Here is a 21,558-nt window from a genome sequence, read left to right as displayed (position 1 = left end):
TACGCTCCCCCGGTGCCTCTGCGTCAGTACGTCTACTTCGCCCTGTCCAGCGAGAACACCACCGCCGACGAGATGACCGCGTTCCTGGGCGTCGAGCCGGACGAGACGACCGTGCGCGGCAGTCGTGGCACCGCGCCCGTCGTACGGCCGGCCGTGCACCGCTGGAAGGTCGCGTGCCGGGACGGCGGGCTGGGTGTCGACGAACAGGTGGAGAAGGTTCTCGACAGGCTCCGCCCGCACACGCACCGCGTCGCGGAACTCGCGGCCCGGCTGGGCGCGCAGGACGGGCCGGGCGCGGCCGCGGTGCTGCAGGTCGTGCGCTGCTTCAACGACTCCGACGAGCCCGGCGAGGGCGACCGGCCGACACCCCCCGGCCGGACCGACCGCTTCGGCTGGCACCTGGACCGTGACGTACTCGACTTCCTCGCGGCCACCGGAGCCGTCCTGGATGTCGACGAGTACGACATGACACCCGACACCCCGCAGGACTGAGGCGGCTCACCCTCCCCCGGAGGGGCGGACGAGTCCGTGGTCGAAGGCGAAGACCACCGCATGGACGCGGTCGCGCAGGGCGAGCTTGTCGAGGACGCGGCCGACGTGGGTCTTGACGGTGGCTTCGCCGACGTGGAGGCGCGCGGCGATCTCCGCGTTGGACAGGCCCCGGCCGAGCAGGAGCAGGACCTCGCGCTCCCGTTCCGTCAGCCGGGCGAGACGGCCCGCGACCTGCGGCGACGGGGCGGCGGGTGTGGAGCGGGCGAACTCGGCGAGCAGGCGACGGGTCACCGAGGGGCCGAGGAGGGCCTCGCCCGCGGCGAGGACGCGGATGCCCTCGATCAGGGTCTCGGGCGGGCTGCGCTTCAGCAGGAAGCCGGCCGCGCCCGCGCGGACGGCCGCGAAGACGTAGGCGTCGAGTTCGAAGGTGGTCAGGATCAGCACGCGGGGGCGGCCGGTCGTGGCCGCGGCGACGATGGCCTCGGTCGCCGCGACACCGTCCAGCACCGGCATCCGGATGTCCATGAGGACGACATCGGGTGCGAGGACGGTCGCCAGCCGTACCGCCTCCCGGCCGTCGGCCGCCTCGCCGACCACGGTGAGGTCCGGCTGGGTCTGAAGCATCATGCGCAGCCCGGCCCGCATCAGGTCCTCGTCGTCGGCGAGCAGGACGCGGATCACGACGGCTCCCCCAGCGGGAGTACGGCGTTCACTCGCCACCCCTTCTTTTCCACCGGCCCCGCCTCGAACGTGCCGCCCATGGCCGCCACCCGCTCCCGCATTCCCGTCAGCCCCCGCCCCCCGGAGAACAGTCCGCGACCGCCTGCCGCGCCGTCGTCGGTCACCGTGACGCGTAGCCCCTCGGTGGCCTCCTCCAGCCGTACGACCGCGTGCGCCGGACCGGCATGCCGTACGACGTTGGTCAGCGACTCCTGCACCACGCGGCGCAGCGCGTCCACGACCGCGGGCGACGGCTGCGGGAAGCGGTCCGGGAGGCGCAGTTCGGCCGTGACGCCCGGTGGCAGGGTGGTGATCAGGGCGCGGAGCGTGGTCTCGCAGTCGTAGGTCTGGGTGAGCAGCCCCAGCACCCGGTCCAGGTCCGTCATGGCGCCGCGGCCGACCTCCTCGATGCGGGTGAGCGCTTCGCGTACGGGGGACGACGGGTCGCTGCCGAGCGCGAGCCGTGCCGCTCCGGCGTGGGTCACCATCACGGTCACAGCGTGGCCGACGGCATCGTGCAACTCCCGTGCCATCCAGGTGCGTTCGGCGGTCACGGCGCGTTCTCTGTCGTGGGCGCGCAGTGCCTCCTCGGTCTCCCGGCGGGAGCGTCCGGCCCGTCCGACGAGCCAGGCCACGGTGTGCGCGGCGACGGCCGGGACGAACGCGTCCGAGTCGGCGACGAGGACGGCGAGGACCGCCGCGAGCGGCAACGCGACGCATTCGAGGGCCCGTCGGGGCGGGCGGCTCTGCACGGTCAGGGTGAGGGCGAGCGCACTGGCCAGGGAGACGTTGGTGACCTCGGCGCCGGACAGGGCGGCCGTCACCGTGGCCAGGGACGCTGCCCACAGGGCGCGGCCGGGCGCGTACCGGCGCAGGGCGATCGAGGCGAACCACACCACCGCGCACCCGCGTTCGAGGACCGGGCCGTCGAAGGCCGAGGCGGTGTGGTCGGACGGCCCGACCGCGACGACCGCCGAGAGATAGGCGACCACTGCGTCCAACAGCACCCACAGTGGTCCGCGTTCGACCTCGCGGTCGGGCTCCCATCGCGTCCGCCGATCCCCCACACCGGCCACGTTACGGGGTTCCGGGTGCCCCCGCCTCCCCCTCGGGGCGGACCTCATGTCCACCTGGACGGGGACCGCTTCGCCCGCCCCGGTGGACGCGCGGGCGTCGGTGGCCGGTCGAGCATCGGCTTATGACGACCACTCAACTTCCTTACACGACCGCCGAGATGAAGAAGCGCAAGCGGCATGTCGTGCGCGCGTTCCTGCTCGTCCCGGTCGGCGTCGTACTGGGCCCGGTGGCCGCGGTGGCTGCCTTCCTGGGCACCGCCACGGTCACCGCTCACCTCTCGCTGCTCGTCGCCGCCGCACTGACGGCGCTGGTGGCGGGCTGCGGACTGCCCGTGCACGCCGGTGTGCGACGCAGGGGGGTCACCGCCGCGGTTACCGCCGCTGTCACCCTTGCCACCTCGCTGGCCGCCTACTTGACGGTGTTTCAGCCGCTCGGCGGGACGGCGCCGTCGCCCCGGTCCCGGCCGACCGGTTACTGGAACCTGGACACGGGTTCGCGTCTCGCCTACACGCGGCTGCCGGCGCACGGCACGCCGCGCCCCACGCCGGTCGTCATGCTGCACGGCGGCCCCGGCACTCCCGGCGACGGCCCCGACCCGCTCGAACACACCCTGGCCGCCCGCGGCTACGACGTGTACTCCTACGACCAGGTCGGCTCCGGGCGTTCCGACCGGCTGGCCGATCCGAGCGGCTACACGGTGGCCCGTCAGGTCGCCGACCTGGAGGCCGTACGCCGGCGGATCGGCGCCGAGCAAGTGGTGCTCCTCGGTTCGTCCTGGGGGGCGACGCTCGCCGCCGCGTACCTCGCCGACCACCCCGACCGGGTGGCCAGGATGGTGCTGACCTCGCCCGGCGTCCTGTGGGCCCCGGCCTGGCGCGACCGTGCGGAGGGCGACATCTGGGACCGGCTGACGCCCGCGCAGCAGCGCCGGATCGACGAGTTGGAGGCGAGCCCGCGGCTGGCCGCCTGGTCGCTGCTGATGGAGGCGAACCCGCGGGCCGCGCACGCGCTGGTCGGCGACGCCGAGCTGGACCCGGTCTTCGCCCGGCTGCTGAACATCGCGGCGCCCGCCGCGACCTGCCACCCCGACCGACCGCTGAAGGACCTCCCGGCGTCCCTGCCGGGCTTCTACGCCAACCAGCTCACCAGCGCCGACCAGTTGAAGGCCCCCGACCCGCGCCCGGCCCTGCGCCGGATCCACGTCCCGGTCCTGGTCCTGCGGGGCGCGTGCGACTACAAGAACCCCGGGATCGCCCGCGAGTACACGGAGGTGCTGCCGGAGGCCACCTTGCGGACCGTGGCCGGGGCGGGCCATCTGATCGACGTGGAGCAGCCCGCCGTGTACCGCGAGGCGGTCACCGGGTTCGTCGGCCCGTGAGCGCGGCGTGCTGCGAGAGGGCCGGTGAACAGGCCCCCGAGCAGCGCGCCCCGCGCCGTTCAGACGCGGGGCGCCCCCGTCACCGACATCATCAGCGAGTACAGGGAGGTGGTGGCCGTGATGAACAGGCGGTTGTTCTTCGGTCCGCCGAAGGCGATGTTGGAGACCGGCTCGGGCACCCGGAGCCGGCCGATGAGGGTGCCGTCGGGGTCGTAGCAGTGGATGCCGTCGTGCAGGGCGGCGGCCCACAGGCGGCCCTCGTCGTCGAAGCGGATGTTGTCGAAGTGGACGCCCTCCGGGGCCTCGGCGAACAGCCTGCCGTCGGCGAGCGAGCCGTCGTCGCGGATGTCGTGGACGTGGATGCGGGCGGCCCGCGAGTCGGAGACGTACAGCCGCTTCTCGTCCGGGGACAGGATGACGCCGTTGGGTCCGTCGAACCCGTCGGCGGCGAGGTGGACCTCTCCGGTCGCCGGGTCGATCCGGTAGACGTTGCACGCGCCGATCTCGGACACGGCGCGGTGGCCCTCGTAGTCGCTGGTGATGCCGAAGTCCGGGTCGGAGAACCAGATCGTGCCGTCGGAGCGTACGACGGCGTCGTTCGGGCTGTTGAGGCGCTTGCCGGCGTAGCGGTCGGCGAGGACGGTGACCGTCCCGTCGGGCTCGGTGCGGGTGACGCGGCGGTTGCCCTGTTCGCAGGTGACCAGCCGCCCCTGCCGGTCGAGGGCGTTGCCGTTGCTGTGGCCGGCCGGGGTACGGAGGACGCCGACCGCGCCGGTGACCTCGTCCCAGCGCAGGATGCGGTCGTTGGGGATGTCGCTCCAGATCACCTGGCGCCAGGCGGGGAGGTACAGCGGGCCCTCGCTCCAGCGGCAGCCGTCGTACAGCACCTCCAGCCTGCTGTCGCCGTTCGTACAGCGTCCGGTGCGGAAACGGTCGTCCAGGATCTCGTACAGCTCGTCGACGATATGGCCGGACATGACTTCCCCTCGGAGCGGTCTGATCAGGATTTCATTCAACCTAACACGCTCTCGACCGAACCGGATATGGTTTTCCCATGAAGCGAGTGGATGACATCGACCGGCGACTGATCGCACTGCTCCAGCACGACGCCACCCGGTCCTACGCCACGCTGGGCAGGGCGGTCGGCCTGTCGGCGGGCGCCGCGCACGAGCGCGTGCGCAAGCTGCGCGAACAGGGGGTCATCCGGGCCACGGTCGTCGACGTCGATCCCGCGGCACTCGGCCGCGGTGTCCTCTCCTTCGTCCTGGTCGACGCGACGGCCTGGATGGGCGACCGCGCCGACTCCTTCGCCGCCATACCCGAGATCCAGGAGGCCCACGTCATCGCGGGCAGCTCGTCCGTCCTGGTGAAGGTCCGCACCGCGACCACGGAGCAACTCCAGGACGTGTTGCGCCGCTTGTACGCGATCGACGGGGTGAGTGGGACACAGGCGACGGTGGTGCTGGAGACGTTCTTCGAGCGGGCGCTGGACGTCGACCAGCGCCTGTGACGTGGCGGGCAAAGCCGTGCGGGAGCGGGATGCTCCCGCACGGCGGGTTCGGCCAGGACGGGTCCTAGATACCGAAGGGTGCCGCGTAGCGGACGGTGCCGCGGGGCAGGGGGTGGTCGGCGTCGAGGGTGAGGGCCATCATGGCCTCGTCCGGGACGTCGATGGTGAGGCCGATGCCGTGGGTGGAGGCGCGGGTGAAGCCGAACCGCGGGTAGTAGTCCGGGTGCCCGAGGACGGTGACGAAGTGCTCGCCCGCCTCCCCTGCGGCCTTCAGCGCGGCGCGGACGGCCGCGGATCCGGCGCCGGTGCTCTGGTGCTCGGGAAACACGGCGACGGGGCCCAGGCACAGGGCCAGGGTGTCGTCGATGTGACAGCGCGTCAGCAGCGCGTGGCCGACGAGCCTGCCGTCCTGGTCGGTGGTGACGAGGGACAGCCCGTCGATCCAGGAGGCGTCGGTGCGCAGGGCGTCGACGAGATCGGCCTCGAGCGGGGTCTCGAAGGCCGCCAGGTCGATCTCGCGGATGGTGGGGATGTCGGCGCCGGCCTCGGCGCGGGTGATCCAGTCGGTGCGCATGCTCATGACGGGATGCGGATCCGTTTCGTGGTGGTGTTCGTGAACAGGTCACCTCGCGAGCTCACGCTCCGGCGAGGGTGATTCCGGATGAGGTCAGGCCGTCGCCCGGGACGTGAGGGTGATCCGGGCGCTGCGCACGGCAGTGGCCTTCAGCGCGGTCATCGACCTCGCCCCCCCCTCTGTCCCTCGACTCGGGTGCACACGAACGTCCCAGACCCTACCCGTCCGTGCGCACCGGGTCGACCGCGTAGCGGTCCGCCAGCACGGTCACGGCATCGGCGACGGCCCGGCGCAGCGCGGGAGGACCGAGGATCTCTGCCTCCGTGCCGAGTCTGAGGAGGTCGCTGACCGCGACGGACAGTGCCTCGACGGCCATCTCCACCGTCACCCAGCCTTCGGCGTCCGGCGGGCCGGCGCTTTCCAGGGCTCGTGCGCCCGGCGCGCCGAACTGCATGGGGAGCAGGCGCTGAGCGCGGGGCGAGATGCGCAGGTGTGCGGTCTCCTGCCGCAGGGCGGCCTCCAGGCGCCGGGAGCTCGCCTCCCAGTAGGCGGCCAGGTCGAACCCGGCCGGGCGTTCGAAGCGCGCGTCCGTCGTGTCCACGGTCAGGAACCGGGAGATCCGATATGTCCGTACCGCCTCGTCCACCGCTGCCACCAGGTACCAGATGCCGCTCTTGAGGACGATGCCGAGCGGGTGCAGTTCCCGGTGGACCTCGCCACGCCACCGCCGGTAGTGCGCCCGCAGCGGCCGTTGATCCCACACCGCCCGCGCGATCGTCTCCAGATGCGGTACCGGGTCGGCGTCCCTGAACCAGGCCGGCGCGTCCAGATGGAAGCAGTCCTGAACGCGCCGGGCCTGTTGGGCGAGTTCGGCCGGGAGGGCGGCCTGGAGCTTGAGCTGGGCGGTCGTCAGTACCGCGCCCAGGCCCAGTTCGCGGGCCGGTCCCGGCGCTCCGGCGAGGAAGAGCGAGGTGGCCTCGGCGTCGGTGAGTCCGGTCAGCCGGGTGCGGTACCCGTCCATGAGGCGGTAGCCGCCCGCGGGCCCGCGGTCGGTGAGGACCGGGACACCGGAAGCGCCGAGCGCCTCGATGTCCCGGTAGACCGTGCGGACCGACACCTCCAGCTGCGCGGCGAGTTCGGGGGCGGTCATCCGCCCACGGTTCTGGAGCAGCAGGAGCAGGGCGAGGAGCCGGTCGGCGCGCATGGGGACATTGTCCGCCGCACCTTCCGCCGTACCTGACAGAAGGTGTCAGGTACGGCAGACAGACTGGTCCGGCACCGAAGGAAAGGCCCCCGCGGCCCGTTCGAGAGGACCTCCATGCCCACGCAGACCAGCGGCCACTTCACCTTCGCCAACTGGGAGGAGCGCACGGTCGGCCGGAGCGACGCCCACCCGAGAATGGCGCACGCCTCCGTCACCAACAGCTTCTCCGGCGGTGTCGAGGCCGCCGACACGGCGTGCGAGTACACCATCGTCTACGTCACGGAGAAGACCGGCACGTTCACCGGCATGGAGCTGTTCCACGGGACCGTCGACGGACGCGAGGGCACCTTCGCCGTCGAGGAACGCGGCTCGTTCGAGGCCGACGGCAGCGTGCGCTGCTCCTTCGAGGTCGTCTCGGGATCGGCCACCGGGCAACTGGCGGGGCTGCGCGGAACCGGTGACTTCACGGCCAGGCACGGCGAGCCCTCCGTGCCGTACACGTTCGTCTACGACCTGGACTGACGGCCTGTCACCGGGCCCCTCGGACCGTGCGGCGGCGACGCTTGGTCTTCGTGGCCGCGCGTTCGCGGAGCAACGCGTCGTAGAAGTCCGCGTCCTGGCCGCCGAGCCCGAAGCACGCGCAGATGTCGGCCACCGTTTCGGCGTCCTGCGCGTCGCCGGTGAGCCCGAGGTGCAGAAGGGTCCGAAAGCCCTCCTGCGCCCGGGCACCGCACTCGTCGTCGCCCCCCGCGGCCACGAACTCCAGCGTCTGCAGAAGGACACCACGGGCCAGCGGCGAGATCTCGCCCGCCAGCGCGGACATGATCACGCCGACGGCGGGCGCGCTGCACGCAACGATGTTCGACTCGGCCTCGACGTGGCCTTCGAGGGTGTACCCGATCATCTCCCTCGGGCTCTCGGCCGTGAGGATCACCTCGAACATCAGGGGCAGATGCTCGGCGGAGTCACCACAGCCGCACTCCAGCGAAGCCCAGTCGGTCCGGCTCAGTTCCGCACGCACGAGGTCGCTGATCATGGCACCTTGTAACCGGGGACGGACGGCCAGCGGACCGTCAGGACGACGGACTCCTCCTCCGCGTACCACGAGTGGTCGACGCCGTGGCCCCACACCACGTAGTCGCCCTGCTCGGCGAGGACGACGTCACGTCCGGGCAGCTCCACCCGGAAGCGGCCGCTGATGAGGACCAGCAGGGCCGTGCGCTCCTCGCCGGTCACCCACTGGGCGCGCTCGTCGCCCTGCGGATGGACGCCCCACTTGATCTCGACGTCCTCGCTGTGGCGGGGGTCGTCTGCGTCCTTGAAGTGCCCGAGCAACCAGCCCCGGTCCAGTGCCGCGTCCTTGCCCGCGTTGCCCACGTACACGCTGTCGTTCATGACCCGGGAAGCTAGCAGCCGACCGGGCCTGACCTGTGCCGCCCCCCGGGTCGGCCGACCCGGCGTGCGCGACCGTCCGGACCGGTGGAGGCTGAGGGTCATGCAGCGCAAGGGTGCGAGGCGCAAGGCCGACGGCGGCCCCGACGTGGAAGCGGTGCTGGACGAGCTGTACGCCACACCGCCCGCCGACTTCGTCTCGCGCCGCGAGGTGCGGGCCGCCGCAGCCCGTACGGCGGGCCGGGCCGAGGACGCCCGCCGGATCCATGCCGCCCGCCGGCCCACGTTGGCGGCCTGGGCGGCGAACCGGCTGCTGCGCTCCCGGCCGGAGGAGAGCCGGCAGTTCCTGGAACTCGGCCAGGCTCTGCGCGAGGCCTACCGCACCCTGGACGCGCCCGAGCTGAAGGAGCTGTCGGCGCAGCGACGCCGTGTCGTCTCCGCGCTGTCCCGGCAGGCCGCCGAACTGGCCCGCGAGGCCGGGCACCGGCTCTCCGACACCGTGCAGCAGGATGTCGAGTCCACCCTGCGTGCCGTCCTCACCGATCCGGACGCGGCAGAACAATGGGCCACCGGCCGTCTGGAGAGCGCCCTCACCCCGCCGTCGGCGTTCCCCTCCGACACGCCCGCGCCGACCCGCGCCGCGCCACAGACGCCGCCGGCGGCGCCCCGCGCCCGGGAGAAGGACGAAGTCGCCGAACGACGCCGCCAACGCCAGGAAGAACTCTCCCGCGCCCGCAGGGCGGCCGCCGCGGCGGAACGGCGCCTACGGGACCGACGCACCCGGCAGGCCAAGGCGGAGGCATCCCTCCGACAGGCCCGCGACCACCACGCCCGAGCCGAGGAGCGGCTGCGGCAGGCCCGCGAGGACCTCCAGCGCGCGGCCCGGGAACAACAACAGGCCGAGGAGCAGTACCGAGAGGCCACCGACTCACTCGCACGGACCGAGCGGGAAGCCCGCGACGCGACCGAGGAAGTGGACCGGCTGCGCCCATCTCGCGAGCGAAAATAATTCCGAAATCCTGCATAGATTTCCCTCGCGCCGGGATAGAGTCACCCCATGGTCAAGAACGATTCCCCTTCCCGCGTTTCCCTGAAGAGCATTACTCCCGATGTGTCCACAGCGATGGGCGCGCTGCACCGCGCCGCCGTTTCCGCGGCCCAGGACGCCAAGGTCGAGGACGAGATTCTGGAGCTCGTCCGTATTCGCGCCTCGCAGATCAACGGCTGCGCGTTCTGCCTCGACATGCACACCAAGGACGCCCGGGCCAAGGGTGAGCAGGAGCAGCGGCTCCATGTGCTGAACGCCTGGCGGGAGACCCCGTTCTTCTCCGAACGGGAGCGCGCCGCACTGGCGTTGACCGAGGCAGTGACCCTGGTGCACGACGGGCGGGTCCCGGACGACGTGTACGCGGAGGCCGCCGAGGTCTTCGACGACGCGCAGATCGCGGCGCTCATCTGGGCTGCCACCGTCATCAACGCGTACAACCGGATCGCGATAGCAACGCGCATGGTTCCGGGCGCCTATCAGCCTGCCCAGAAGTGAATTGATTTCCCTTTACGGGAATGCATTCCAAGCGCCGGGTCGGAGTTTTCTCCGACCCGGCGCTCTTGTGTAGGAAATGCGATCAGAGACCGGTTCCCGGCAGTGGCGTCGTAATCCCCTCCAGCCATGTCCGCCATTCCTCGGCCCGCGTCGCCGGTCCCGCGTTCAGGGAGTTCCCAGTCCACGCGGTGACCGGCCGGATTCCGTGCAGGGCGTTCACAAGCCACACCTCGCGGCCGTCCAGCTCCGCGAGGGTGCGGTCGCGGTGGGCGACGCGGATGCCGGAGCGGGCGGCGCGTTCCTGGATGAGGCCGGTGGTGACGCCGGGCAGGACGGGCAGGTGCGGGGAGGGCAGGCACAGGGTGTCGTCCTCCCACCACACGAGGCTGGAGTGGATTCCCTCCAGGACCAGCCCGGAGGGAGCGACCAGCACGGCCTCCCCGGCTCCGTAGGAGGAGGCCCGGCTGCGGACGCGGGCCAGGGCGGCGAGGTCCGGTCCCTTGCGGCGGGGCACACTGCGGGGGTCGGGCTGGCCCTCGGCCCAGACGCGCACGCCGGCGGCCAGAGGTGGGGCCGGGCGCAGCAGGAGGCGCAACTGGTGGGAGTCGGCGGCCAGTTCGACGCGGGGGAACCACTCCCCCGTGCGGGGCAGCGCCGCTGTCACGTCCTGCCAGAACTCGATCAGCCGACGCAGCGGCGGCCCCTCGCACTCGCCGCAGGCGCGCAGGAAGCGCTCGCGGTGCCGTTCGTGGCCGCGCATGCGTCCCTCGCGCACCAGCCACGAGTCGGCGGCCAGCAGCCGCCCGCCGTCCTCGGCGGCGGGAGTGAGTCCGCTGCCGGGACTCCAGGCCAACAGCCCTTCCAGGACGGCCGATCGGTTCATCGAAGTCTCCGTTCAGTACTTGCGGCCGGCGCTCGCCGGCGAACCGTTGCGGGGACCGTAGGGCGCGTGCTCCAGCCAGGCACCGCACCACGGCAGGACGGGGGAGAGCGCCGCGGCGGCGCGCTGCTTGGCCCGTACGATCCGGCGCGCGGGCCGCAGGTGTTCCAGAGCCGTGCCGGCGGCCTCGCTGTTGAACAGGGCCGCCGCCCGGCGCAGGGCGGCGACCTCCGCGACCGCCCCGGGCGTGCCCGTGGCGATGGCGTCGGCGGACGCCGCGGCGTCCGCGATCCCGCTGTTCATGCCGCGCGCCCCGAACGGCGGGAAGAGGTGCGCCGCCTCCCCGGCGAGCAGCACCCGGTGGTACGGGTCGCTGAACTCCGACGCCACCTTGCGCAGGAAGCGGTACGTCGACACCCACAGGACCTGGTCCTCGTACCCCTCCCCCACGACCCGGGGCAGCCACGCCCGTACGGCTTCCTCGGTGCCGTACGCCTCCTGCGTGTCGTCGTCGCGGCACTGCAGGTCGAGCTGGAAGCCGCCCGTGAAGGGGACCCGCATGACGCTGCGGCCGTCGAGGCCGGGATGCTCGTAGTGGAAGACGCGCTCCAGCGGGAGCTCGGCGCCCGGCAGGTCGGCGACGTCGGCCACGACGTGGAAGCCGGCGGAGTGGCTGCCCTCCAGTGCGATGCCCAGTTCGCGGCGTACGGCCGAGCGGGCGCCGTCGGCGGCGATCACGTGGCTGCCCGTCCAGGTGCGGCCGTCCTCGCCGGTGAGGACCACGGCGTCCGGGCCGGACCGTACGCCCGCCACCCGGGCGTCCCACACGAACTCCACCCCGGCGTCGCGGCAGGCGGCGAGCAGGAAGCGCTCGGTGTCGACCTGGCGCAGGCTGGTGAAGGGCGGGGTTCCGGACGGGGGCGGGAAGGTGCGGGCGTACACCTCGCGGCCGCGGTAGAGGGTGCGCTTGGTGTGCCAGGTCTGGCCGTAGGAGGTGATCTCGGCGGCCAGTCCCGGGCGCATGCCGTCCAGGAGTTGGAGGGTCTCCCGGTGGACGAACAGGGCGCGGCTGCCCGGCCGTACGCGGTCCTCGGGGTCGGCCTCCAGGAGGAGGACGGGGAGTCCGTGGGAGCGCAGGGCGAGCGCGGCCGCGAGGCCCACCGGGCCGGCGCCCACCACGACGACCTGGCTCATGTGCGGGCGCCCTCGGCCAGCATGCGGGTGATCTCCACGCGTTTCACCTTCCAGGTGGCCGTCATCGGCAGGTCCTCGAACCGCCACTGCCGGGGCTGCGCCATCGCGGGGAGGTCGGCGGTCGCCTCCCGCCAGCGGTCCAGGTCGAGGGCCCGTTCGCCGCGTACGCAGACGACGGGGACCGGCTCGCGGTCCGCTCCCGGCACGATGACGACCTCGCGCAGTTCCTCCAGGCGGGACATCAGCGTGTCCTCGACCTCGAGGTTGCTGTGCACGGAGTCGATCTGGTCGATCTCGCGGTCGATCAGGTACAGGGCGCCCCAGCGGCTGCGGTAGCCCATGTCGCCCATCTGCCACCAACCGCCGTCGAGTTGGCGCAGGTACTGCTCGCGGGCGCCGAGGTAGGTGAGGATGCGGCCGCGGGTGCGGGCCTCGATGCGGCCGGGCGAGCCGGGTTTGACGCTGCGGCCGAAGTCGTCGGCGACGCGTACGCGGGTGAAGCCGGGGATGCCGATGCCGACCCGGCGGCCGTCCATGCGGGACGCGCCGCGCCGGGTGAACCACTGGAAGGCCACCGGGCCGGTCTCGCTCTGCCCGTAGAGCTGGATCAGCCACGGGGCGCGCCGTTCGGACGCGTCGAGCAGCCGCTGCACGGTGCGCGGGTGGATCGCGTCGAACGTGGAACCGTAGGAACGCACGCGGGACAGCGGTGCTCCGGGCGCGTCCGCCAACTCCTCCCACAGGACGAAGGTGTTGGGGTGCGTCTCCACGATGCCGGGGCGGTGGCGGGTCAGGATCGGGGCGACGTTCGCGGGGTCCGGGTCGGTGATCAGCACCAGGGGGCTGCCGAAGCTCAGCAGGACGCCGAGCAGGTGGTAGAAGCGCGAGTGCACGAACGACATGTGCAGCGCCGCGGTCTCGCCGCGGGTGGGCCAGCCCATCGCCTTCTGCGGTACGAGCCGGTTCCACATGGTGTTCGCGCAGTGCACGGCGAGTTTGGGCAGGCCGGTGGTGCCCGAGCTGTGGGTGATCAGGGCGGGTTCCCGGGAGTGCAGCCGCACCGCACGGCGGGGCGGTGACCCGGCGTACTTCTCCAGCGGCACGGCGCCCGGCGCGTCGTCCACCGAGAGGGTGCCGCGGACGAGCCCGGCCACGCCGACGTCCTTCAGCGGGCCCTCCAGCTTGGCCCTGTCGGTGATCAGCCAGGGGGTGTGGAGGCGTTCGAGGAGCCGGCCGACGACCGGTCCGGCCAGGCCGGGCGAGAGCAGGGCGGGGACGGCGCCGATCCGGGAGAGGGCACAGGTCAGCAGCACGATGTCGACGTTGTCCGTCTTGTGGACGGCCACTTCCTCGGCGGGGCGGATTCCCGCCTCCCACAGCTGTGCGGACAGCTCGTCGACGAGGTCGGCGAGGACCGTGTAGGTGAGGTCGACGCCCAGGCCGGGGTTGACGTCGAGCGGTCGGTCGAGGGTGACGAAGACCGGGCCGTGGCGTTCCGCCGCCTGCCGGAACATCGGCCCGAGGTAGAAGCCGCGGTCGGTGAGCAGGGGCTGTTGCGGTCGCATGAGCCCGGTCCTTTCGGTGACGGTCATGACTCACCACGCGCCTTGGCGGACGAGATGGCGGCGGAGCTTTCCGGTGGGGGTGCGGGGCAGAGACGTGACGAAGCTGACGCTACGGGGGACCTTGAAGGCGGCGAGGTGGTCGCGGGCCAGGCGGACGAGTTCCTCTTCCAGGCCCGTCGGCACCGGCGTGGCGGGGACGACGAAGGCGCGCAGCCGGCTCGCGCCCAGCCGGTCGGTGACGGCGACGACGGCGACCTCGGCGACCGCCGGGTGGGTCCGCAGTACGGACTCCACCTCCAGCGGGGAGACGGTGATGCCGCCGACCATCTCCATGTCGTCCGCCCGGCCCAGGTGGGTGAACGTGCCGTCGGGTTCGCGGCGCGCCAGGTCCCGGGTGTTCAGCCAGCCGCCGACCAGGGCGCGCCCCGTCTCCTCGGGGCGGTTCAGGTAGCCGGGCGTCAGCGTCGGTCCACGCGTCCAGAGTTCGCCCTCCTCGCCGTCGGGCACGGGGTGGCCCGCGCGGTCGCGCAGCTCCACCTCGAAGCCGGGTACGGGACGGCCGACGGTTCCGGGGCGGTTGTGCAGGAAGCTGTTGGCGCAGAAGGCGTGTCCGGCCTCCGTGGAGCCGATCTGCTCCAGCACGGGCGCGCCGAGCAGTTCGGTGAGCTGTGCCCCGACGCCGGCGGGCATGCCCTCGCCGGCCGAGATCGCGGCCCGTACGCTCGCGAAGCAGGCGGTGTGCCCGCCGGCCCGGTCGGCCACCAGGGCGGCGTACGCGGACGGCACCGAGTAGAGCAGGGTGACCCGGTGCCGTACGACGAGTTCGTCCACGGCGGCGGGGTTGGGGCGCCGGTCGACCAGGACGGCGGAGGAGCCGGAGAAGAGCGGGAAGGCGAAGGCGTTGCCGAAGCCGTAGGCGAAGAACAGCTTGGACACCGACAGGGTGACGTCGTCCGGTGTGATGCGCAGCAGCCGTCGGCCGATGAGGTCGTGGTACGTCTTCGGGTCGCCGTGACCGTGTACGACGCCCTTGGGGCGGCCCGTGGTGCCGGAGGTGTACTGGATGTACAGCGGGGTGTGGGCGTCGACCTGGTGGGCGGTGGTCGTGGGCGCGGCGGTCCGGGTGAGCGCGACCAGCTGGTCGGCGCCGAGGCGGGTGCGGTGCGGGAAGCGGTCGTCGAGGCCCGGGCCGGTGACGCACAGGGCGGCCCCGGTGTCCTCGGCCATGAACGCGTGGTCGTCCGCGGGGAGTTCGGGGTTGACGAGCACCGCGACGGCGCCGAGGCGGGCGGTGGCGAGGAAGGCGGTCACCCAGGTGACGGAGTCGGGCAGGGCGAGCAGTACCCGGTGGCCGGGGCGAACCCCGTGGTCGGCGAGGACGGTGGCGGCGCGGGCCGCGAGGTCGTGCACCTCGCCGTGGGTGAAGGAGCTGTGGCCCTGGTGGAAGGCCGGCCGGTCCGTCCAGCCGCGCCGCTCGACGAGTGTGGCGAGTTGGGCGGCCAGGTTGCCGGGTGCCTCGGTGTGTGCGGGCGGCAGCGTCGTCTGGGGCGTGGTCATCGGGCCGGCTCCTGTTCGGCGGCGGGCGCGGCGGTGTGGGCCCGGTAGGCGCGCATCGGGGCGGCGGTCTTGAGCAGCATCTCGTCGTACTCGGCGGCCGGGTCGGAGTCGAGGACGATCGCGCCGCCGGCGCCCAGGTGGAGCGAGCCGTCGGCGATCACGGCCGTACGGATGACGATGTTCAGGTCGGCGCCGCCGCTGCACCCGAAGTAGCCGAGGGCGCCGGAGTACACGCCGCGGGCCTCGGTCTCGAGTCCTTCGATGATCTCCATGGTGCGCAGCTTGGGCGCGCCGGTCATGGAGCCGCCGGGGAAGCAGGCGCGGACGCAGTCCACGGCGTCCGTGCCCTCGCGCAGCCGTCCCTCGACGGTGGAGACGAGCTGGTGGACGGTCGCGTAGGTCTCGGTGGCCATGAGCCGGGAGACGCGTACCGTGCCGGTCTCGCAGACCCGGCCCAGGTCGTTGCGGAGCAGGTCGACGATCATCAGGTTCTCGGCGCGTGTCTTGTCGTCCGCGGCCAGCTCGGCTCTCAGACGCGCGTCGTGCGCCGGGTTGTCGCCCCTGGGCGCGGTGCCCTTGATGGGCTTGGCCTCGGCGATGCCGTCCCGGGTGATGCGCAGGAAGCGCTCGGGGGACGAGCCGGCCACGTCGAGGTCGCCGAAGCGCAGGAAGGCGGCGTAGGGGGCCGGGTTGACGCGGCGCAGCTCCCGGTAGAAGTCGTACGCGTCGCGCGGTGCGGGCAGCCGGGCGGCGTTGGTCAGGCAGATCTCGTAGCTGGTGCCCGCGTTGAGCTCCCGCATGCAGGCCTCGATGTCGGCGAGGTAACCGGCGCGGTCGCGGACCAGCCACGGTTCGGCGGTGCCGGGGGCGGGCTGGGCCGCGGGGGGTGCGGCCGGCGGGGTCTGTTCCGACACGAAGGTGAGCCGGGCCGTCGTGGCGTCGAGCCAGTCGGTCGCCTCCTGCGCGGCCTGCGGGGTGTCGTCGGCGAGGCAGACGGCGTAGGTGGCGCCCTCCTCGTGGTCCACGGCGATCAGGCGGTCGGCGAACAGCCAGCAGGCGTCGGGGGTTTGGGCCCGGTGGCGGTTCGGTGAGCCGCAGTCGGCCTTCGTCTCGTAGCCGAGGTAGCCGACGTAGCCGCCGGTGAAGTCGAAGGGCAGGCCGGTGGCGTCGACGTGGCGGGTGGCCAACTGCCGCTTGAGGTAGTCGAAGACGCTGGAGCGGACCTTGCGCGGGGGCCGGCCGGGCCGCTCGATCTCGCACACGCCCGCCTCGACGTCGTAGCGCACGAACTCGGCGAGCGGGCCGCTGCCGTCCCCGAGGAACGAGAAACGGGACTGGCCCTTCTCGACACGGGAGCTGTCCAGCCAGAACGCGCGGGGCGAGTCGGCGTACAGCGACGTGAAGGCGGCCTCGGTGTCCACGGCGGTGGCCATGCGGCGGTAGTGCAGCCGGTGGACGGGCGTGGCGGCCCGGCGCTGGCGCGGGATGGACACCGTGCCGGGGGGCAGCGAGGTGTTCTTCGTACGGGGCCGTCGGGCGCGCTCCGCCGTCAGGTTGCGGAAGTTCACCAGCATCCGGTGGCCGTAGTCGGTGAGCACGGACTCGGGGTGGAACTGCACGCCCCACAGCGGCCGGGTGCGGTGCCGCAAGCCCATGACGACGCCGTCCTCGGCCCAGGCGGTGGCCTCCAGGGTCTCGGGCAGCGGCTCGGCGACGGACAGCGAGTGGTAGCGCACCACGGCGAAGTTCTGCGGCAGCCCCTGGAACAGGTCCCGGCCGTCGTGCCGGACGGTGGACAGGTGCCCGTGGCGGGGTCGCGGCGCGGGCCCCACCCGGCCCCGCTCCCCCAGCGCGATCCCCTGGTGGCCGAGGCAGACCCCGAGGACGGGTACCTCCGCGTCGGCGATGATCCGGGCGGCGATGCCGAAGTCGCGCGGCTCGGCCGGGTGCCCCGGCCCCGGCGACACCACCACGTTGTCGAACCCCCGGAGATCCGGAATCTCGTCGACCGGGGTGTCATTGAGGACCACCGTCGGCTCCTCGCCGTTCACCTCGGCGATGAGCTGGTACAGGTTGTACGTGTACGAGTCGTAATTGTCGATGAGCAGGGTCTTCACCCGCCCACCTCCCTTGCGTCGTTCTCGGCCCTACGCCGTCCGCCGTTTGTGCCGTCCACGGAGTGCCTGAAGCGGCGGATACAGCCATTTCTTGAAGAAACGCTGGAGCCGCGGCATAAGAATCCAGGTGACAAGCGCTGTCACGCACAGGCACAACAGCAGAGTCCGGATGAGGGGATTGAGGGTTCCGAGATAGGGGAGCACTAATAGATTGAATAAAAGCACGGGCGGGAATACCGCGCTCATGTTTATGAACCACAGCTTCCACTTCGGGGGCGGCCGGGGCGCGGCCGGTGTGGCGGGCTGTGGGGCCTGGGCGTCGAACCAGCTGCGGGAGCCGGCCACCGTCCGGCGCCCGACCTCTTTGGCCAGTCCTTCGAGCCGTCCCGCCATCCGCACCCAGTCGGTGGAGTTCTCCCAGGTCCGAGCGGCCTCTTCCGTGCGGAAGCGGTACACCACGTGCCACTCCGCCTCTCCGTCGACGAGCACGCCACCCCCGAGAAAACCCGGCTGCTGCGCGCCTGCACGCAGCACGGCCCACCCCCAGTTGTGGAAGTGGTCCTCGCGGCCCGGCACCACCGCGTACGCGACGGTGACGGTAACGGGATTCCTGGTCACGTCATCGGATACGGGAGGCCTCCACAGCGCGTTCAAATATTCAACGAAGTTTTTTCACCCTGTCCGAATCGCAACTCTTTGACGCCTTTTGGGGCGCCTTGTTGTCGTCTGCCGAACAGATACCGGAGGTAACTTTCCATTAATTTTCGAAACCGCTTGCCGCGTCCGGGAACGAAAACAAGAGGTCTGTCGATCGGGAAGCACGGCAGGTTCCTATAGGTTCGATCACATCCCGTCGGAGGACGGGCCCGGACCTACGCATGAGGGAGCTCGCATGGCCACTGTCCACCGCACCACCATGACGCCCACCAAGCTGGAGTTGCTCACCGGCTGGCTGCCGAAGCAGAGCTGGTACGTGGGCGACGCAGAAACAGAAACGCCGGAACTGGTCAAGGCCGGTGGGTTCCGTCTGGACGATCCAAAGGGCGCGGTCGGGATCGAGTTCATGGTCGTGGTGGACGCCACCGCGCAGGAGCCGGTGGCGTATCTGGTGCCGATGGGTTACCGCGGTGCGGCGCTGGAGGGCGTCCCCGGCGAGGCGTTGATCGGCACCTCCGAGCATGGGGTGCTCGGCACCCGGTGGATCTACGACGGCGTCCACGACCCGGTGGTGAGGGAGCAGTTGCACGCCCTCCTGCGCGGGGAGGCGACGCCCCAGCACCAGAGTGAGAGCGACACGCCTGACCCGACCGTCACCGTGCACGGAACTGCTCTTGGCGACGGACTTGACGTTCAGGTCAACCGCGTCCTGCGGCCGACGGAGGCCGCACAGGGGTCGTCCGGACGCCTCGTCGCCGGGTGGATTTGGCCCAACGGAACGGCTGCACGGGGAGTCCTCGCGGCGGTCGCGCCGCGGTAAGAGGCGCCCGGTACAGCCAGACGGTGATAGGCGTCTGCCACGAAACGCCATAATCCATGGGGAGGTGCGGCAGGATGGCCCGTTATGAGAACTGGGGGGCCGCGACGGCGGCTACGGGTTCAGGGGATCGTGTACCTGCTGCTGTTCATGGTCGGTGCGGGTGGCGTGGTGCTGTGGGCCTTGTACGGGAAGCCAGAAGTTGCCGCCATCGTGGCGACGGCACTGATCACCCTGGCACCGGCCTACCTCTCGTGGATGCAGTTCCGCACTGGTCACGAGGACGCGGCGGCGGTTGATCTGGACACGGTGGTCGGACAGTTGGCGGTGGCGGTCAGAAACCAGTGGAACGACGAGGCGGACGTACGCAAGGTCAACAACCCGTACCCGCTGCCGGTGGCCTGGCGGCCCGCCGATGACGATCTGACCGAACCGTGGTCGCACCTGACCGACATGGCACGCGCGTGGCCGGGCGGGCCCCCCGGCGACTCCGGCCTGTGGCCACCGGATTGCTCCGGACTGGCTGGGGCCGATGCCCAGATCGGCGAGGTGTTCAGCGACCGGGTGCCCACCCGCCGCCTGGTGATCCTGGGCGAGCCGGGCGCCGGAAAGAGCGTGCTGCTGATCCGCCTGTTGCTGGACCTCGTCGAACGCCGCACCGACACCTCCCCGGTGCCTGTGCTGTTCTCCCTTGCTTCCTGGGATCCTCACGAGCCGTTGAAGGCCTGGCTGGCCGAACAACTGCGACGCACTCACCCGGGCCTGACCACCGCCGCACCCATGGCCCATGCCGTGGCGGCCACCGCCGCGGACGGGCCCGGCGACCTGGCCCGGGCGCTGCTGGAGGCCGGCCGCATCCTGCCCCTGCTCGACGGTTTCGACGAACTGCCTCCCGAGTCGCACTCCGTGGCGCTGGACGCCATCAACCGCGCCCTCTCAGCTCGTCAGCCCTTGGTGTTGGCCAGCCGTGCCGCCGCGTACCGGGACGCCACGGTCCGCCTCAACGGCGCCGCCGCCATCCATCTGCTTCCTCTGACGTCGGATGCCGCGGCCGCCTACCTGAGACGCGACGCGGGCGGCCCGCACAGCCCGACCTCCCGCCGATGGGATGTGGTGGCCACCCACTTGGGAACAGCCACTCCGGTCGGCGAGGCTCTGAGCACCCCGCTGGGACTGTTCCTGGCCCGCACCATCTACAACCCCCGTCCTCAGATCGCCGCGGTGCCCGCGGCCCCGCACCCGGACGAGCTGTGCGACACCAGCGTCTACGGCGACCGAGCCGCCATCGACAGGCACCTGTTCCGGGCCTACATCCCGGCCGCCTACACGCCTGATCATCCGCTCCCGCCCAACTGGAGCGCCGCACAAGCCCATCGTGCCTTCGTCTACTTGGCCCACTTCCTCCACAACCATCGCGCGGGCAGCCCCGACCTCGCCTGGTGGCAGCTCTCCCAGGCCGTCGCTCCACGAACGCTCCGCCTGTGGGCCGGGCTCGTGTTCGGGCTCGTGTGCGGGGCCGTCCTGGGAATCGCGGCCGGACTGACCGCCGGGCTCACGGCCGGAATCGCCGCCGGGGGGTCCGCCCTGCTCGCGCTCGGACTCACGACCGGTATGGCTGCCGCGTTGTGGTCGGGGATGACAGCCGTGCACAGTGCGCGCTCCACCGCCCCGCGTGTCCGACTGCGCTGGTCGCCCGGCGAGAACGTGACCGGGGTCGTCCTCGGAAGTGCGATCGGGATCATGGCCATGATCGCCATCTGCCTCACGATCGGGCTCAGGTCCGGTGTCATGGTCGGTGGTGCACTCGGGGTCTCTACGGTGTTCCTGGCCGGGGTGAAGACGGAGGAACCCGAGTTGACCTCCATCACGGGGCCCGTCATTCAGTTCTCGTTGGACCGCCGTGCCTTCGTGTACCGGACGATCGCGAACGGGGTCGCGATCGGGATCGCCCTCGGGATCGCAAGGCCGATCGTGCGAGGGATCACCTCCGGGCTCCCGACCGGGCTCGCGTTCGGAGCCGGGATCACGATGGCGGCCGGGGCGCAGACGGCATGGCCGTACTTCGTGATGGCCCGGTCCTACTTGGCCATGCGCCGCGAAGTTCCGCGGGATCTGATGGCGTTCTGCAAAGACGCGCACGAACACCGCGGCGTGCTGCGACAGGTCGGACCGGTGTACCAGTTCCGGCACATCGACCTGCAACGCCATCTCGCTCAACAGGACGCCTGACAGCAGACACCAAAAAGCCCCACCCCGGCAACCGGGGTGGGGTCTCTCATGGAGCGCCGGGCAGGCCTTGCACCTGCATTTCCCCGCAGGAAGCGGGGCGTCTTTCCTTGGACCACCGACGCGCGGCAGGCTGTGGGCCGTTCGGCGACCTGCTCAAGATCAACGATAGCACAGGCGTCGCACCCTAGATCTGATGTTCGACCACATCACGCGCCGTACCGACAAGACGGGCCCAGCGAAGGCACGAGGCAGAGGTGACACCGACAGAGGCGAGACGCAGGGCCTGGATCTGGCGCCGGGTATCAGCGTCGAGGTCTTCGGGGAGACCGGCGAAGAGCTCCTCCGAAGCCGCGTCCGGGGCGAGGGCCCGGAGCTCGGTGTGCCAGAACGCCGTGCTCGCCTCGGGATCCGGCGGGCCGCCACGATCGCGCTGAACTCGCCACATGGCGAGGGCGAGTACGACGCCGGTGGTCTCGAGGAACTCGTCGAACGGCTCGTTCCAGGCGGCGAGACGATGTTCCGTACGGCGCCGGTGAGCGGGGATGTCCAGAAGGTCGGCGATCAGTCGGCGGGCTTGCACGATCAGGCTGCGCAGGTCGGAGCAGGTCACGGGAGCCTCCATCCTCGCCTCGTCGCGGGGCCACGGGCCGGG

The 21,558-nt window shown here is 71.7% G+C and carries 22 protein-coding genes; 8 read left to right on the top strand and 14 right to left on the bottom strand.

What is annotated here, in order from left to right:
* Positions 1–12: 12 nt before the first annotated feature.
* Complete coding sequence (locus tag ACFYWX_RS46400; RefSeq protein ID WP_389431572.1) at positions 13–492, top strand: DUF4279 domain-containing protein; 480 nt, start codon at positions 13–15, stop codon at positions 490–492.
* Between the two features lie 6 nt (positions 493–498).
* On the opposite strand, the gene ACFYWX_RS46395 is transcribed toward ACFYWX_RS46400, so the two are convergent.
* Both ACFYWX_RS46395 and ACFYWX_RS46390 read right to left on the bottom strand, forming a co-directional pair.
* The gene (locus tag ACFYWX_RS46395) at positions 499–1,173 is read right to left on the bottom strand and encodes a response regulator (protein WP_389431571.1); all 675 of its coding nucleotides are present in this window, start codon (positions 1,171–1,173) and stop codon (positions 499–501) included.
* On the bottom strand, positions 1,170–2,279 hold the full coding sequence (locus tag ACFYWX_RS46390; RefSeq protein WP_389431570.1) for a sensor histidine kinase: 1,110 nt from the start codon (positions 2,277–2,279) through the stop codon (positions 1,170–1,172). Before ACFYWX_RS46390 ends, ACFYWX_RS46395 begins: the two co-directional genes overlap by 4 nt.
* Before the next feature lie 131 nt (positions 2,280–2,410).
* Here ACFYWX_RS46390 and ACFYWX_RS46385 point away from each other — a divergent pair, with 131 nt between their 5' ends.
* Positions 2,411–3,667, top strand: a complete 1,257-nt coding sequence (locus ACFYWX_RS46385; RefSeq protein ID WP_389431569.1) for an alpha/beta fold hydrolase — start codon at positions 2,411–2,413, stop codon at positions 3,665–3,667.
* Positions 3,668–3,726: 59 nt separating this feature from the next.
* Here ACFYWX_RS46385 and ACFYWX_RS46380 read toward each other — a convergent pair whose 3' ends face one another.
* Complete coding sequence (locus tag ACFYWX_RS46380; protein WP_389431568.1) at positions 3,727–4,644, bottom strand: SMP-30/gluconolactonase/LRE family protein; 918 nt, start codon at positions 4,642–4,644, stop codon at positions 3,727–3,729.
* Between the two features lie 86 nt (positions 4,645–4,730).
* On the opposite strand from ACFYWX_RS46380, the gene ACFYWX_RS46375 reads away from it, so the two are divergent.
* Positions 4,731–5,177 (top strand): Lrp/AsnC family transcriptional regulator, encoded by a 447-nt coding sequence (locus ACFYWX_RS46375; protein ID WP_389431585.1) that lies wholly within the window; start codon positions 4,731–4,733, stop codon positions 5,175–5,177.
* A 64-nt stretch (positions 5,178–5,241) separates the two neighbouring features.
* On the opposite strand, the gene ACFYWX_RS46370 is transcribed toward ACFYWX_RS46375, so the two are convergent.
* Entirely contained in the window at positions 5,242–5,751 is a 510-nt protein-coding gene (locus ACFYWX_RS46370) for a GNAT family N-acetyltransferase (RefSeq protein WP_389431584.1), read from the bottom strand.
* A gap of 217 nt (positions 5,752–5,968) precedes the next feature.
* Entirely contained in the window at positions 5,969–6,955 is a 987-nt protein-coding gene (locus ACFYWX_RS46365) for a helix-turn-helix transcriptional regulator (protein WP_389431567.1), read from the bottom strand.
* A gap of 114 nt (positions 6,956–7,069) precedes the next feature.
* Here ACFYWX_RS46365 and ACFYWX_RS46360 point away from each other — a divergent pair, with 114 nt between their 5' ends.
* Positions 7,070–7,477, top strand: a complete 408-nt coding sequence (locus ACFYWX_RS46360) for a DUF3224 domain-containing protein (protein ID WP_389431566.1) — start codon at positions 7,070–7,072, stop codon at positions 7,475–7,477.
* A gap of 7 nt (positions 7,478–7,484) precedes the next feature.
* Here ACFYWX_RS46360 and ACFYWX_RS46355 read toward each other — a convergent pair whose 3' ends face one another.
* Positions 7,485–7,991, bottom strand: coding sequence for a hypothetical protein (locus tag ACFYWX_RS46355; RefSeq protein ID WP_389431565.1), 507 nt, complete (start codon positions 7,989–7,991; stop codon positions 7,485–7,487).
* Entirely contained in the window at positions 7,988–8,350 is a 363-nt protein-coding gene (locus tag ACFYWX_RS46350) for a signal peptidase I (RefSeq protein WP_389431564.1), read from the bottom strand. The genes ACFYWX_RS46355 and ACFYWX_RS46350 overlap by 4 nt, the downstream gene beginning before the upstream one ends.
* A 100-nt stretch (positions 8,351–8,450) precedes the next feature.
* Between ACFYWX_RS46350 and ACFYWX_RS46345 the strand changes: the two genes are divergently transcribed.
* Both ACFYWX_RS46345 and ACFYWX_RS46340 read left to right on the top strand, forming a co-directional pair.
* Positions 8,451–9,356 (top strand): hypothetical protein, encoded by a 906-nt coding sequence (locus tag ACFYWX_RS46345; protein WP_389431563.1) that lies wholly within the window; start codon positions 8,451–8,453, stop codon positions 9,354–9,356.
* 48 nt (positions 9,357–9,404) lie between these two features.
* On the top strand, positions 9,405–9,890 hold the full coding sequence (locus tag ACFYWX_RS46340) for a carboxymuconolactone decarboxylase family protein (RefSeq protein ID WP_389431562.1): 486 nt from the start codon (positions 9,405–9,407) through the stop codon (positions 9,888–9,890).
* An 82-nt stretch (positions 9,891–9,972) separates the two neighbouring features.
* Here ACFYWX_RS46340 and ACFYWX_RS46335 read toward each other — a convergent pair whose 3' ends face one another.
* The 6 genes from ACFYWX_RS46335 to ACFYWX_RS46310 are packed head-to-tail and all read right to left on the bottom strand — an operon-like array spanning position 9,973 to position 17,821.
* Positions 9,973–10,773, bottom strand: a complete 801-nt coding sequence (locus ACFYWX_RS46335; protein ID WP_389431561.1) for an aminotransferase class IV — start codon at positions 10,771–10,773, stop codon at positions 9,973–9,975.
* Positions 10,774–10,785: 12 nt separating this feature from the next.
* Positions 10,786–11,964, bottom strand: coding sequence for an FAD-dependent monooxygenase (locus ACFYWX_RS46330; protein ID WP_389431560.1), 1,179 nt, complete (start codon positions 11,962–11,964; stop codon positions 10,786–10,788).
* Positions 11,961–13,529, bottom strand: coding sequence for a class I adenylate-forming enzyme family protein (locus tag ACFYWX_RS46325; RefSeq protein WP_389431559.1), 1,569 nt, complete (start codon positions 13,527–13,529; stop codon positions 11,961–11,963). The genes ACFYWX_RS46330 and ACFYWX_RS46325 overlap by 4 nt, the downstream gene beginning before the upstream one ends.
* Before the next feature lie 30 nt (positions 13,530–13,559).
* On the bottom strand, positions 13,560–15,086 hold the full coding sequence (locus tag ACFYWX_RS46320; RefSeq protein ID WP_389431558.1) for an AMP-binding protein: 1,527 nt from the start codon (positions 15,084–15,086) through the stop codon (positions 13,560–13,562).
* The gene (gene pabB / locus ACFYWX_RS46315) at positions 15,083–17,203 is read right to left on the bottom strand and encodes an aminodeoxychorismate synthase component I (protein WP_389431557.1); all 2,121 of its coding nucleotides are present in this window, start codon (positions 17,201–17,203) and stop codon (positions 15,083–15,085) included. The genes ACFYWX_RS46320 and pabB overlap by 4 nt, the downstream gene beginning before the upstream one ends.
* 30 nt (positions 17,204–17,233) lie before the next feature.
* Positions 17,234–17,821, bottom strand: coding sequence for an antibiotic biosynthesis monooxygenase (locus tag ACFYWX_RS46310; RefSeq protein WP_389431556.1), 588 nt, complete (start codon positions 17,819–17,821; stop codon positions 17,234–17,236).
* A 274-nt stretch (positions 17,822–18,095) separates the two neighbouring features.
* On the opposite strand from ACFYWX_RS46310, the gene ACFYWX_RS46305 reads away from it, so the two are divergent.
* Positions 18,096–18,680: a 1,4-alpha-glucan branching protein gene (locus ACFYWX_RS46305; protein ID WP_389431555.1), complete on the top strand. Its 585-nt coding sequence runs from the start codon at positions 18,096–18,098 to the stop codon at positions 18,678–18,680.
* 129 nt (positions 18,681–18,809) lie between these two features.
* A complete protein-coding gene (locus ACFYWX_RS46300; protein WP_389431554.1) occupies positions 18,810–20,906 on the top strand; it encodes an NACHT domain-containing protein in 2,097 nt (698 codons plus the stop codon).
* A gap of 184 nt (positions 20,907–21,090) precedes the next feature.
* Here the strand turns inward: ACFYWX_RS46300 and ACFYWX_RS46295 are convergent, their stop codons facing one another.
* Entirely contained in the window at positions 21,091–21,516 is a 426-nt protein-coding gene (locus ACFYWX_RS46295; protein ID WP_389431553.1) for a hypothetical protein, read from the bottom strand.
* Positions 21,517–21,558: the final 42 nt, after the last annotated feature.

Source organism: Streptomyces sp. NPDC002888 (genome assembly GCF_042888465.1).
GTDB lineage: Bacteria > Actinomycetota > Actinomycetes > Streptomycetales > Streptomycetaceae > Streptomyces.
The sequence above is the reverse complement of the archived record's forward strand: the minus strand, read 5'-3'. Positions and strand labels throughout refer to the sequence as shown.

What these genes read in the sequence shown, in the direction of transcription:
- ACFYWX_RS46385 (WP_389431569.1), top strand. Translation starts at nt 2,411, where the DNA reads ATGACGACCACTCAACTTCCTTACACGACCGCCGAGATGAAGAAGCGC.
- ACFYWX_RS46380 (WP_389431568.1), bottom strand. Translation starts at nt 4,644, where the DNA reads ATGTCCGGCCATATCGTCGACGAGCTGTACGAGATCCTGGACGACCGT.
- ACFYWX_RS46370 (WP_389431584.1), bottom strand. Translation starts at nt 5,751, where the DNA reads ATGCGCACCGACTGGATCACCCGCGCCGAGGCCGGCGCCGACATCCCC.
- ACFYWX_RS46365 (WP_389431567.1), bottom strand. Translation starts at nt 6,955, where the DNA reads ATGCGCGCCGACCGGCTCCTCGCCCTGCTCCTGCTGCTCCAGAACCGT.
- ACFYWX_RS46360 (WP_389431566.1), top strand. Translation starts at nt 7,070, where the DNA reads ATGCCCACGCAGACCAGCGGCCACTTCACCTTCGCCAACTGGGAGGAG.
- ACFYWX_RS46355 (WP_389431565.1), bottom strand. Translation starts at nt 7,991, where the DNA reads ATGATCAGCGACCTCGTGCGTGCGGAACTGAGCCGGACCGACTGGGCT.
- ACFYWX_RS46350 (WP_389431564.1), bottom strand. Translation starts at nt 8,350, where the DNA reads ATGAACGACAGCGTGTACGTGGGCAACGCGGGCAAGGACGCGGCACTG.
- ACFYWX_RS46345 (WP_389431563.1), top strand. Translation starts at nt 8,451, where the DNA reads ATGCAGCGCAAGGGTGCGAGGCGCAAGGCCGACGGCGGCCCCGACGTG.
- ACFYWX_RS46340 (WP_389431562.1), top strand. Translation starts at nt 9,405, where the DNA reads ATGGTCAAGAACGATTCCCCTTCCCGCGTTTCCCTGAAGAGCATTACT.
- ACFYWX_RS46335 (WP_389431561.1), bottom strand. Translation starts at nt 10,773, where the DNA reads ATGAACCGATCGGCCGTCCTGGAAGGGCTGTTGGCCTGGAGTCCCGGC.
- ACFYWX_RS46330 (WP_389431560.1), bottom strand. Translation starts at nt 11,964, where the DNA reads ATGAGCCAGGTCGTCGTGGTGGGCGCCGGCCCGGTGGGCCTCGCGGCC.
- ACFYWX_RS46325 (WP_389431559.1), bottom strand. Translation starts at nt 13,529, where the DNA reads ATGCGACCGCAACAGCCCCTGCTCACCGACCGCGGCTTCTACCTCGGG.
- ACFYWX_RS46320 (WP_389431558.1), bottom strand. Translation starts at nt 15,086, where the DNA reads ATGACCACGCCCCAGACGACGCTGCCGCCCGCACACACCGAGGCACCC.
- ACFYWX_RS46305 (WP_389431555.1), top strand. Translation starts at nt 18,096, where the DNA reads ATGGCCACTGTCCACCGCACCACCATGACGCCCACCAAGCTGGAGTTG.